The organism is Paenibacillus sp. S33 (assembly GCF_053615415.1).
In genome coordinates this window covers 53,132-65,355 of record NZ_JBSIEZ010000002.1, presented here as the reverse complement: position 1 = coordinate 65,355, position 12,224 = coordinate 53,132, and the positions used below count along the sequence as shown (strand labels likewise).

Here is a 12,224-nt window from a genome sequence, read left to right as displayed (position 1 = left end):
TGTTGTTTATTCAGGCGTAACTACTGGGAGTCTGAATTTGTTTCGGCAAGAATTCAACCGTATTATTGAGACTACGGGAGATGGCCATATCATCTGTATAATAGAGTATAGAGGGCTGGGATTGTGATCAAAAGATAGTTACGCCCCCAGGTGCAGCGAATAGGTTTTTACAGAATATTAAAACCCCGGATTGCTCCGGTTTTTTTTATTCAAGGCCAAATTGTGCTTTTGCTTGTAGTTTGTTGCCTTGGAATGTGAAATTGGCACTTGCACCAAGTCTGCCTTCACCGTTATATGAATACATTACAGTGTAAAATTCGTCCCCTTTTTCACCAACTTCAGAAATAGCCTCACCAGGACCGCCGATAATCTTTGTTACTTGCTCATATGACATACCACTCTTGATCTTTTCATATTCAGCTTTGGTGATGGTTGATGAATTCTGAGAGGACGAAACTGTACGTCCCTGAATATCTCCATTGTAAAATCGAAAGTGTACAGCCATACGTAACAACTATTGCTACAGCCGTCATAGGTGTACTCACGACATTCGTTTTGGCTGGACTGAACAACAGTTAAAGGTAAAGCAAACGCATGGCTTGAGGCGCGTACCACAGCGGCACAGAGAGAAGTAATCCATAAGATTGCTGGAGAGGGTTTTGCCTATGCTCAAACGGCGTTCAAGCAGGCCGGAGGCGAACGAAAGCTCCAGGAGGCTTTGCAGTATGCTTCACTTACTCTTTCCAGTCAAGGTATCATAGTATCCCAAGTAGAGCTAAGGTCTGCAATTGAGAAGGCATATCTAAATATAAGTCTAAGACAAAGACAGTGCTGGCTACCGAAGCGCAACCGAGCGAAGAAGCAACGCAGGCCGCAACTAAGGAGGCTGTATCTTCGTTAGCTGCTCAAGTCACTGCAATCCTTTCACAAGCTACTGGGACTGATACCACTGCTGCGACACCTGAACTGGAAAAAGTCTCAAATATAGTTGCTCAAGCGCCTCTATCCACTGAATAAAAAATAGATACCTAGACCTCTAAATGATATGGCAAAGACCCTGCATATACAGGGTCTTTATAAAATTATCTAGTTGAAATTATAAATTTAAATGGGTCGAAATTAAGATTGTAGTTTTCCGAAGAACCCTCAGCAATCATTTTTAAATTACCTTTAGAGAGATTTACTCCTTCAAACCTCAGAATACCTTCGGTTTTTATCCCAGGGAGTATGTCCGACTGTAACTCGGGATAGTCTGTACCATAATAACTATCTTCTGGTTCAAACTGCTTGCTTCCTTGAATTAACTTAGTGTGGTAAAGGTTAAAGTTAATTGTATCCTTCGACTTATTCTCAATTGATAAATAAAACCTAGTTTCCTCTTCGGCAAATTCCACTTTCTGAAGAGTCATTACATAGCCATGTTGTTTCACTATTTTGTTTACTGTAATGGTTTTCAATGTAGGGGCTACAGCGGTAGCGTAATCAGTTTTTTCTATTTTATCAGCTTCGATGGCAGGAGCAGTCAATTCCTCGCCATATACATTCTCACCTACATATTCATCTGCAATAGTTCCAGTTACATGTATAAAATCGTCCTCTTTGACTTTAAGAGAACTATCAGCATAACCTATCATAGTATTTTTTTCAGAATTTATAGGATCTACATAGGCCTGAATATATATAGCATTACTTTCTTTACTAGGATCTGTAGCTACTTTTGCATAAAAATCCACAGAACGTCCTTTGAACCTTACTGGGTCTGAGTACATTTGCTCAAATTCTTCTTTAGATAGTGGAGCAGCTAGTTTTTCAGAAACAGCTGGTGCAGATTCCGAGGAGACTGATTGTTCTTCATTTGATTGCCTCCCGCAGGCAGCCAATCCCATCATTAGTACAAGGGCACTCATACCCGTTATAAAAATCTTTTTGTTCATATTGCGACTTTTCCCCCTGTGTTAATAAATGTATTTACAACGGAAATAGTCTATCAGAACTAGGGGTATTTATCCACATACAAAGCAAAATGGTTGTTCCCCTTACTCAGAATACATTTAAAGAAATTGTATGGAGCCTTAGCTGCAAAGCTTAATGATTTCTTGACACAGGCTACAGCAGAGATAACGTCCATTGCTCCTGCTCAGGTTCAATCTGCACCCGAGCCTAATCCTGCACCAGTAGATTCCGTACAACTAACCAATCAAAAAATATAATATAATCGTGACAAGAAGAGATAACCGTACGTCGTTTGGCCGGTCATATCTGGGATAAGCGGAGGGTTTCGAGGGCTGCCGCATTGCCGGAAAGCCGGGATCAGAAGACTATACAGGCTGTGTATGGTGGACAGAAGGAGATTGCCCAAAATCTTGTTTGTGACAATGTCCGCATTACTTCAGATGATCCGTTTACCATGTCTGGAACTTTAATTGTTGACGAAACGCATCCTTTCTTTTTTGATCATCCGCTTGATCATATCTCCGGGCTGCAGTTGGCTGAGGCGATGGGACAATTGGCTAAAACCGGGCAACTGCTCAGGTTGGGACTGGACCCGAAAGAACCGGTTTTTGTGTATGAGGCTCAGCTTGCATTTCATGATTATTGCCATAAAGCGAATAAAGCTGTTGTTCATGCGATCGCTCCGCCGGCCGGCGGAGCTGAAGTGGATCTCGGCTGCTACAAAACAGAAATTATACAGGAGGGACGTCTGGTCGCCAGCGGTACATATAAAATTAAGCATTTGTTGCCGCCTGAGCGAGATGCAGCATCCAGCCGGACACATGACACTTCTCTGTCTTTGCCTGTATCTAAGGAGCTTGTAAATAAACGACTACACATTATTGTAATGATCAGCGGAGCGGAGAGCAGCAAGGAGCGCGAAAAGTTTAGAGTGCCAATTGTACATCGATCCTGAAAACCCCTATTTCAGCGATTTTCCGGGAGTCTGGCATGACACAGTCGTATTGCTGGAGGCATGCCGCCAAAGCTTGCGGGTATTCGGTTATGCCCAGAACGGATCGGACCAGCGTCCGTTAAGAGGACTGCTCCCGGTGTTGAAAACGATGAATATTAAGCTAACGCGGCCTATCCTGCGGACAGCGGAAGTGGTCTTACACAGTGAGCGCCATGAAGCTTTTCAGGTTGGAGACAACCATATGCTGCAGCCAAGGGCTGATTATGTCAGACGGTGCCAAAGCCGGAAGCTATGAAATACAATCCCTGTTGCTGGCCGAGGAGTTTCTCGCCGGTTTGCGAGAAGGACAGCTCCGTGAAGCTGCTTCACCGCCAACCAAAAAGAAAAAATCACAGAAGCAGGCTCCCGCCGATGTAAAAGATTTAGAAGCTACAACCGCAGGGCAGCCCCCGGAACAAGAAATACTGCAAAGGTAAATGCAAAGGAGACTGAGCTATGAATACAATTCGACTGATTGCATGCGATGTGGATGGCATCCTGCTGACCGACACATTCAGTCCAGTGCAGAAATCCTTGGTAAAGAAGGCGGGAATGCCCTATACCCGCGAGATCGAGAGAAATGTTTTTTCGCGGCAGCGTTCGGAAGCGGTCGCCTACTTGAAACAACTGTTCCGGGTAAGCTCTAGCGAAGCCGACTCGCTCCGGGATTTTTTCGGGGAACGGGATAACTATATGGCAAATCATGATTCGGGACTCATTGACGGTGCCCTTGCGTTTCTGAATCTGCTCTCCACGCAGAATGTAAGGCTGGTTTGTTACGGCGGATTGGCGGAAGAGAAACTCCTGAGCCATTTTAAGTATTGCAAGCCTTTTTTTGAAACGTATATATGTACTAACGATTTTCGGCCGGGGATCAAAGAGATTACCCGCGACATTTATGGACTGGAATACCATGAGGTGTTGTTCATCGACAATGTGAACACGGTGGCCGAGGTAGCCAAATCGTTGAACGCGCCCTTCATTGGCGTGCCATCGACCCCTTTTCAGTATGAGGATATGAAGCAGACTGGGGTGAAATACTTGTTGAATTCGCTTAAGGGAATTGACGCAGAGCTGCTGGAGAGAATCGACCTGGAAGCCGCCGAACAAGCCGTCTGGTCGAATCATGCGCAGTAATCCTACGGAAATCGCGAGAGCAGGTGGCAGCGTGGCGGAAATTTCCAAGCCGGATATGATTTTGATCGATTTTGACGGCACCATATCCCCAAATGCCGTATGTCTCATAATATAGAGCCCCCAAGGTTTTTATTAACCGATATACTGAACTTCCTATGGAAGAGTTATATGGATTCTTTAAAAGAACGGTCTGTTTTCTACGGACTGTTCGATGCACCTCTTATTTTCTTCCGTGGGGCTTTGAAGCCTGTTTACTGGACTTTTATCGCAAAGTTACCGCCGCCTTGGAGGAATACGGGGTATGCCGAGCGAAATTGAAAAAAGCTTTTTTCCTTTGGACTTCTACGAGCATAAAAGCATAGCTTACCGCATATTCTCCTCCGCACAACGGACGGTTATAAGATTTGCCCTGCTGAACGGAAGGATCGGTCCGCACCATATTTACGACTTGCAGGGAAGCCAAAATTCAGTGCCGTCAAGTGTTTGATGCGTCGATCGATTCACGATTCGGCTAATTAACGTCATTGCTTGATGTCTGATCCGAATTTGCTGTATATCAGATGGAGCCAGAGGGGAAATAAGGTATTGTGGAGAGGGAAATTCTGTGATAGCATCAATATTATAGTAAATAGGTAGGGATTAATAGTTTGGAGGGATTAATTTGGCTAAAATTTATCAGAATTTGACAGATCTCATCGGAAACACCCCTTTACTGGCATTAACGAACTACAGCCAAACCCAAGATATTGAAGCAAATTTGATTGCTAAGCTGGAATATTTTAATCCCGCCGGCAGTGTGAAGGACCGCATCGGTTATGCGATGATCAAAGACGCCGAAGATAGAGGACTGATCAACAAAGACTCTGTCATTATCGAGCCAACCAGCGGCAATACCGGAATCGGGCTGGCTTTCGCCGCTGCGGCTCTTGGATATAAACTGATCATTACGCTTCCCGAAACATTCAGTATCGAACGCCGTAAGCTTCTGCTTGCGCTTGGTGCCGAACTGGTGTTAACCTCGGGAGCGGAAGGCATGAGAGGCGCGATTAAACGTGCGGAGGAACTGGCTGCCGAGAATCCAAACTCCTTTATTCCGCAGCAATTCAAGAACCCTATCAATCCGGAGATCCACCGTAAAACTACAGCGGAGGAAGTATGGCGCGATACCGACGGAGAAGTGGACATTTTTGTTGCAGGCGTCGGCACGGGCGGAACGGTCTCAGGCGTCGGCCAAGTGCTGAAAGAGCGCAAACCTTTGGTCAAGGTCATCGCCGTGGAACCGTTTGATTCACCGGTGCTTTCCGGCGGATCGCCTGGATCGCACCATATTCAGGGTATCGGAGCAGGCTTCGTTCCGGATAACTACAATAGTGAATATGTGGATGAAGTGTTCAAAGTCAAGAATGAAGATGCTTTTGCAACAGCACGGTTGCTGGCCAGAAGCGAAGGACTGCTTGTCGGTATTTCTTCCGGAGCTGTGGCCTATGCGGCGACGCAAATTGCGAAGCTTCCTGAGAATAAAGGTAAAAACATTGTCGTGCTCTTGGCGGACACTGGTGAACGTTACTTGTCTACTCCGTTGTTTGACTTTTAAAATAAAGAAAGTGCCAAAAAGACCCCTATGATTAGATCTGGACTATGACCTACAAGAAGGACACTTTGAAAAAAAGAGCCCCTTGTGTGTTATTGAGACATTCAAACATGTGTTGAGTATTATGGTTGAAAATACAATAAAATAGCGAAAATGATCTGACTTCGTTTTTGTAATAATAAAGTTAAAACAAATCCTTACATGTCGAAGGAAAAGAAAATGGTCGCTTAAAAAGTCGCTATATTGGTATTATTCTTTCAAGGTAGAGAACGTAAAAAAGACATCTGTTAAGACGATCTGAAACGTGGGACTGATCCTATAGCATGAGACAAATTAAAACACCTTCAAGAAAATGCTCCCATGTCGTAAGATGTGGTGGACAACTTTGGAGGTGTTTTTGCGTTGGCAACAGGAGTGAGCTATCCCTTGAAAGTAAGGATGAAAGCCATCGAAGTTAGTACACCGGTACGAGAGGTCATGGAGAGCCCTGCATCCGAAATAAAACGGTGGTAGCGCAGTGGTGAAATACATTGGCTGGAGCAACCTGTGGGCAAGGAATATGGCTACGGGATCCGAGGTGCGAATAACTCGGGAAAATCATGTGAGCTTGGCATTTGCACCAGAAATACCTACTAATTTATAAGAACCAGAAATTAGTGAAATATAAAACTCTCATGAATATGAATGAAAACACGTAATAAATTGATAAATAGGCAAATCTAATTAGGCTAGGTACCTAACATAAACTGATTCTCAACGATTATGGTTTTTCAGATTTCAAGCTCAGAATAAGACAAATAATGTATTAAACCAAAAGGAACAAGCCAAGAGATGGATCTCTTGGCTTGTTCCTTTTTTCATTTGAGGTGTATACAACTTAGAAGCCATTTTATAACAAGTGCTAGCTTGTTAGATTTTTTATTATCGTCGCTTTCCTTTTGTTTCTCAAAATAAGTACATCTTTGGTCAAAGGATGAGTCCAATTTTCTTAGCTCATCAAACTCTATGATACGAATAATCCGCATCTCTTGAAAGCAAAAAGTGCCATCTTCAAATTTGGTATAGTCCGTTGGGTCTATAGGTTCAACTTCTAAGAAGATCAGATTAAAAGGATTTTCAAACTTCGGATGTCCGCATATAGTACTTGGAAGATCCTTTGCACAATAACCAAAGACTGAACCACCCACTTCAACTGGAATTTGAGGATTATGAACTGTGTTAAAATCCTTACCTACTGCCTTTATAAATATTGTTCTCGCCTCCTTTCTTTCTTCTTTTACATAACTTAAAACAAAAAAAGGAGAAGTGGAAGACTTTGATGGTTCGAGGAGGTTTTACCTATCATTACTGAGAACAAACCAGAACCAGAAGAAATCTAAATACTCGACGTTTAAACATCAGACGGGAACTGATTGCCCCTACGCTTTTGACACATCTACCTTTTGACTGAGCAAGCAGGATGTCCACTGAAGGCCTACTTCAGGCATGGCGGATTAGCAGTAACCGCATGTTATAAATTACCACTTACCGATTTAGCAGGGTTTTTGGCGCACAGGTAAAGAAGTGATTCGATTCCGCTGTGTGTAATGATAATATCTTGAGGAAGTATTTTTTTACAAAAGAAGGTGTCTGAGAGTCGTTGCTCGAAAGTATCATAGTTTGTTATTTAGCGAGAGGCGGGTCTAAATGAAAGTAGAGAAAGAGAAGCAATCAAAATGGTCATTTCTTTTAGTATTGATAGTCGTAGCTATCATATGATGTGTAGCAGGAATTGTGTTATATTTTTCAACTGACAACTGGGCAGACCGAGGGACTTTTGGAGATATGTTCGGATCAGTGAATGTACTATTCTCAGGTTTAGCTTTTGCTGCGGTGGTGTATACCATTCAATTGCAAAGACAAGATCTAGAACTACAGAGAGAGGTACAAAAAATCCAAATTCAAGATCTAAAAATGCAGGCTGAAGCTACTAAAAAATCGGCAGAACAACTGGAAACACAGCAACAACTGCTTAATTTTCAAGTTACCCAGGATACTGTACTTAATCTTATTTCTATCAAAGATCAGCTTGTTAATGATTTTTCTTGGAGGCCAGATGGCATAAAAGGGTTTGTAAGAAAGCGCCCCGTTCTTTATGAAGAGCTGGTTGGTATCGAAGCTGTTGTTGAATATTACAACGACTCTGTAAAAATGGAACAGAAAAAACCTGTTTATAAACCTTTTTTTGTAAGCTATCATAGAATATTTTTTTATACCCTACAGTTTATAGATCAATCAAATATTGATAATAAACAAAAGCAAGTTCTTGCAGATGTTCTGAGTATCAAAACTTCTGATAATGAATTTTTAATACTTTATAACTTGAATAATGAACAACAAATGCGGTTAATGTTATTAAAAAAATATGGATTTTATGATAGATATAAGGAGATTGATAATTCGAATAAAACAGCTCTGAATTATCATCAGATGCTGATATTAAAGAAGACAAAAGAAGAAAAATTGATATTATCTATAATATTTTGAAATTAGTTGAATCGAAAAAGGAAAGATTCACACATATTGAATTAGGGCTAGATTTTGATGAATTTCTTGAGTATATGAAGGATGTGAAAAGTAAGGAATTAGTCAACCACATCTCTTTTTTACCTAATGAAGATCGAGCTACAACAGTTTTTACTAATAATTTAAGTTTGACTAATAATGGAAAAGACTTCATCAAACTTAAAGAAGGCGGTAAAACTTAAGCTTCTTAACGGATGCTTTTTTTATATTGGGAAACTGTTGTAGTATTGAAATCAGTAAAACGTCCTCTATCCCGGCTAGCTCAAAAAAGCAGCCGGGTATTTGTCGTGATTGTAAGTACAAGAGCGCGATCTGGATTAAACAGATTTGCGTGTAGCTGTCATACAACCGTATAAAACCGAAAGGAGCCAAGTGTTATGAACTTCATTCAGTCAATCCGTGATCCTAAAAATTTGGAAGCCATAAAGCGATAAGAACGAAAGAGACTATATACTGTTTCTGGTCGGCATCAACACGGGTTTACGGATATCACACATTCTTCACCTTAAGGTTGGTTCGTCAAAGGAACCTACATTTTTATACAGGAAACCAACAAGAAAAAGAATATCCCCATTCGTAGAACACTCCGTAATGAATTGGTGTGTGGAGAGTCCGGATTGAAGGTGAATTTCCCCGTGGAGAATCGGATACATTTATTTCGTTGAAAGTGGCTTAAATTTGCAGCTAAAGAAGTGAGGCTGGAACCCGCCGGGTCATGCTAACTATAGGGGGAGACGTTGCACGGTTTGGTGATGATGAAACTTCATGTTTGCTGGCATAGGGCCAAGAGTTGTAGAGGAACACCATCCATCCATATATGGATGAGTAGCATGCAGCTCTTTTGCCAGGCTAATCACCCAGCCGGCAGTAACCATGGTGTTTTTTTGAATAACCGAATCAGAATAAGAGTTAATGATAGCGTCGTAGGCGGAGGAGTCACAGATCGACTAAATGAAATCGTAGCTGAAGAAGGACTACCATATAAAATCATTCCAATTAATAATGGTTCTTCTTTTTTAGATGAGCACTATGGAAATCTATTTACTGAAATGTGGGCATCCATTAAGGAAAAATTAGAACAGAATATGAGCAATTTCATAAATGGAGATCCAAGTGTTTTCCAGTTACCAGACGATGATGTACTAATAACCGAACTTACAACTCGTAAATGGAATATAATCAGTATAGGGAGAATGCTGCTTGAAAGTAAGAAGGATATGAAGAGCGTGGGCTTAAGTCACTAGACCGAGCTGACGCTTTTGTTTTGACATCTGGAGAATATTTGATGGAACCAGATACACATATCAGGTTTCCTTCAATAGGTAGTGTAGCTGTAAAAAGATAAATTACGGTGAACAGGTAATGTATTGCATGAAGTGGAGATTTCTCAGGACTATTTATTTAGAGAGCATCAACCTAGCAATGAGGCCAGCACACTGAGGGAGGAGATAGCTCCATATAATTATTAATAAGGAAACAGAGCTTGAGGCAAAGGACAGTTTGTTGGAACTGACGATGAGTAAGTTTTCCATTATGTGCAACGTGAGGTGGTTCTGAAAAGTCATCTTGATAATAAAGGGGAATTCGATTATATCAGGTGTGGTGAGCTAGGAATTAGTGACAACACATTTCGTAGACAAAAATTGAAGCTATCACATACTAGGGACTGCATTGAACCTTAACGTTAAAACGGAAATATATATAAATATCCAAATTGTATAAAAAAACAAAAGTCGAAGATCGTTTTCTTCGACTTTTGCTTACTTTAGTCTTCTACAAAACGGATATATGGACGTTGGAAATATCTTTGGTCAGACACGAAGTAATATTCCTTCCCCACAACAAGAGGAGGGATAACCGACTTTGAAGATATATATAATTTTTTAATCTTGCCTCCGTTAGAGGCATTGCTCTGGATGACTAAGTAATCATCTTTAACTTCAATTAATTTAGCGTTTTCACTTGGATGAGATCCTGAAAAATAATAAATACAGCCAATGATTAGCAAAAAAAATACAAATTTTAAAATGAATATTATATTTTTATTTTTTGTCACTAACATTTGAATACACCTCCAATATTTGATCATTATACTATATCTATGATAATATTGGTAATAGAATTACAATATTATTCCACCTTGGAGGTAGAGAATGAAAAAGAAGACAGGGTTACTCTCGCTTGTGATAGTTGGACTTCTGGCGTTTTCTCAAGGCTCAGTTAGCGCGTCTAGTTCGGAAGAAATGAAAGTAATGGACTATACTCCCCTGAAAATTGACAACAATCTAACGGTTAAAAAATTTTCTGATGGTCGTATTGAGCCGATTGAGAATGCAAAGTCTTTGACGGAGAAACAACAGTATGAGATCTTAAGCGAAATGGGTTATACCGAAAAAGAAAGTGAAGAACTCTCTGAGGCGGAAAAAGTTTACCTCATTACTGAGGGTGGCGTAAAAGTTAATGTAACCCAAAGTGAAATAGTTCACAAGTACTTTGATCTTAGTGGTAAGGAGCATATAATTACACCAGAAAATGAAGCTGAAATTAACAAAATCAAAGAAGCTGATTTAAAGAAAATAAAAGGTGATAAGTTTAGCACATCTGCAATGGGATCAGTTAACGACGGTACTTTTTCAGGTACTTCTTCAATTCATTATATGGGGAAGACAGCTAATGGTAGAGAGTACAAGTACTCATATCGAACCCATTTTAACTGGAGCAACATCCCTTGGATTACCTTATCTGATAGGGTAGCGCATGCTTTCCAATCCCATACTTCAGCCGTTGGGTCAAAAGCTGACTTCTTTTATCGTACAGCAAATGGAAACTGGCAGGATGGTGAATTCAGTAATATTGACCAATCACAAGTTTTGGGAACTATTGGTTCGGTCCGCTTAATACCTATCAAAGAACAATACGGAACTTTATATACTGAAGTAAGAATACCAGTAGCGCATGGTGGTGGTACAGGAAGCTTTGCTAATAGTTATGCTCATTCATACACTGAGGTCCCATTTGCTATATCTTTAGGCTCTGTGAGTATTACTGGTACTGGATTAGGAGATTTTTGGAGTTGGAGAAGTAATTTCACGATTGGCCAATGGGAGTAGTAATATTTTTGATGGGAGAATGGCCTCTTTATGTTCCGAGGTTGGACTTTTAATGACGTAAATTTGTATTATGGAAAATCAAATAAGGAACGCACCGCAGCTTTCGAGCCTCGGTAAATCAGGTCGGCAATGTGCCGACCTTTTTGATTTTTCAACAAAACCATTTCAAGAGGACATGAGTATGTCTGCAAAACCACGTTTCGCATTTTTGAGTAAGGACAACATCTTGCGTCTTCATGACGCACGCTTCGCAGCACGGAAAGTACGTACAAACAAGCCTGACTGACGACGAGAGAGGTTACCCGGTCGTCGAGGATCAGGAAGTTGTGTATTATGCCTGAGGACAAGGCATATGTCAAGGGCAACAAAGGTGATGGCCAACTCATCCCAACGCCGTTGGTGCTCAAGCAGCTCGCAGCAGAGCTCCTGTAGTTCAGCAATATCCAGAGTCACTCCCCGGATTATTCCGGGGCTTTACGGCACGTGCAGGCGGCAAGGAACCAGTTAACCAGCGGAAAACATGAACAGCCTGGTCAGAACCCTTGCGCGGTTCAATTCCGCAGCGCGCTTTCCTTCTACCTATTAATTCCAATCACTTTATTGACGATATATACAGAATAAGGGGGAATTATTAATGACTAGAAGACGGAGAAGAAAACAGAAAAGTTCTATTGAGGAGGCTATTGCAGGAATTGCGCTAATAGCCCCGTTCTTCTATCTATTCAGTTACAGGATCAATCGGTGCCTCTATTTTTGCATCTTTTTTGGCAGTAGCAATAGTCATAGCATTTATTACCTATCGTCAAATGGTTGCTGCAACAAGACTGCGTAATTCTGGGATTGCTATTTTTCCAAAGTTAGTCCGATTCAATCC

General features: G+C 41.2%; 13 protein-coding genes. 10 read left to right on the top strand and 3 right to left on the bottom strand.

The features are described from left to right. Positions 1-205 precede the first annotated feature (205 nt). Entirely contained in the window at positions 206-505 is a 300-nt protein-coding gene (locus ACWGXJ_RS25505) for a DUF3862 domain-containing protein (protein WP_452568002.1), read from the bottom strand. A 129-nt stretch (positions 506-634) separates the two neighbouring features. Between ACWGXJ_RS25505 and ACWGXJ_RS25500 the strand changes: the two genes are divergently transcribed. After that, the gene (locus tag ACWGXJ_RS25500) at positions 635-901 is read left to right on the top strand and encodes a phage holin, LLH family (protein ID WP_452568177.1); all 267 of its coding nucleotides are present in this window, start codon (positions 635-637) and stop codon (positions 899-901) included. A gap of 181 nt (positions 902-1,082) precedes the next feature. Here ACWGXJ_RS25500 and ACWGXJ_RS25495 read toward each other — a convergent pair whose 3' ends face one another. Beyond that, on the bottom strand, positions 1,083-1,934 hold the full coding sequence (locus tag ACWGXJ_RS25495) for a hypothetical protein (RefSeq protein WP_452568001.1): 852 nt from the start codon (positions 1,932-1,934) through the stop codon (positions 1,083-1,085). 359 nt (positions 1,935-2,293) lie between these two features. Here ACWGXJ_RS25495 and ACWGXJ_RS25490 point away from each other — a divergent pair, with 359 nt between their 5' ends. The 8 genes from ACWGXJ_RS25490 (at position 2,294) to ACWGXJ_RS25455 (ending at position 9,484) form a co-directional block, all read left to right on the top strand. After that, complete coding sequence (locus ACWGXJ_RS25490; RefSeq protein ID WP_452568000.1) at positions 2,294-2,908, top strand: AfsA-related hotdog domain-containing protein; 615 nt, start codon at positions 2,294-2,296, stop codon at positions 2,906-2,908. 203 nt (positions 2,909-3,111) lie between these two features. Beyond that, complete coding sequence (locus ACWGXJ_RS25485) at positions 3,112-3,384, top strand: hypothetical protein (RefSeq protein ID WP_452567999.1); 273 nt, start codon at positions 3,112-3,114, stop codon at positions 3,382-3,384. Between the two features lie 19 nt (positions 3,385-3,403). Beyond that, positions 3,404-4,084, top strand: a complete 681-nt coding sequence (locus ACWGXJ_RS25480; protein ID WP_452567998.1) for an HAD family hydrolase — start codon at positions 3,404-3,406, stop codon at positions 4,082-4,084. 301 nt (positions 4,085-4,385) lie between these two features. Further along, positions 4,386-4,571 (top strand): hypothetical protein, encoded by a 186-nt coding sequence (locus tag ACWGXJ_RS25475; protein WP_452567997.1) that lies wholly within the window; start codon positions 4,386-4,388, stop codon positions 4,569-4,571. Between the two features lie 174 nt (positions 4,572-4,745). Beyond that, positions 4,746-5,678, top strand: coding sequence for a cysteine synthase A (gene cysK, locus ACWGXJ_RS25470; protein WP_452567996.1), 933 nt, complete (start codon positions 4,746-4,748; stop codon positions 5,676-5,678). Between the two features lie 1,770 nt (positions 5,679-7,448). Next, positions 7,449-8,201: a hypothetical protein gene (locus tag ACWGXJ_RS25465; RefSeq protein WP_452567995.1), complete on the top strand. Its 753-nt coding sequence runs from the start codon at positions 7,449-7,451 to the stop codon at positions 8,199-8,201. Continuing rightward, positions 8,198-8,422 (top strand): hypothetical protein, encoded by a 225-nt coding sequence (locus ACWGXJ_RS25460; RefSeq protein ID WP_452567994.1) that lies wholly within the window; start codon positions 8,198-8,200, stop codon positions 8,420-8,422. The genes ACWGXJ_RS25465 and ACWGXJ_RS25460 overlap by 4 nt, the downstream gene beginning before the upstream one ends. A gap of 555 nt (positions 8,423-8,977) precedes the next feature. Continuing rightward, positions 8,978-9,484 carry a hypothetical protein gene (locus ACWGXJ_RS25455; RefSeq protein ID WP_452567993.1) on the top strand — a complete coding sequence of 169 codons (507 nt, stop codon included), beginning with the start codon at positions 8,978-8,980 and terminating at the stop codon, positions 9,482-9,484. A 521-nt stretch (positions 9,485-10,005) separates the two neighbouring features. Here the strand turns inward: ACWGXJ_RS25455 and ACWGXJ_RS25450 are convergent. Further along, entirely contained in the window at positions 10,006-10,302 is a 297-nt protein-coding gene (locus tag ACWGXJ_RS25450; RefSeq protein ID WP_452567992.1) for a hypothetical protein, read from the bottom strand. A gap of 91 nt (positions 10,303-10,393) precedes the next feature. Between ACWGXJ_RS25450 and ACWGXJ_RS25445 the strand changes: the two genes are divergently transcribed. Further along, on the top strand, positions 10,394-11,350 hold the full coding sequence (locus ACWGXJ_RS25445; RefSeq protein ID WP_452567991.1) for a hypothetical protein: 957 nt from the start codon (positions 10,394-10,396) through the stop codon (positions 11,348-11,350). The last annotated feature ends 874 nt before the right edge of the window (positions 11,351-12,224 follow it).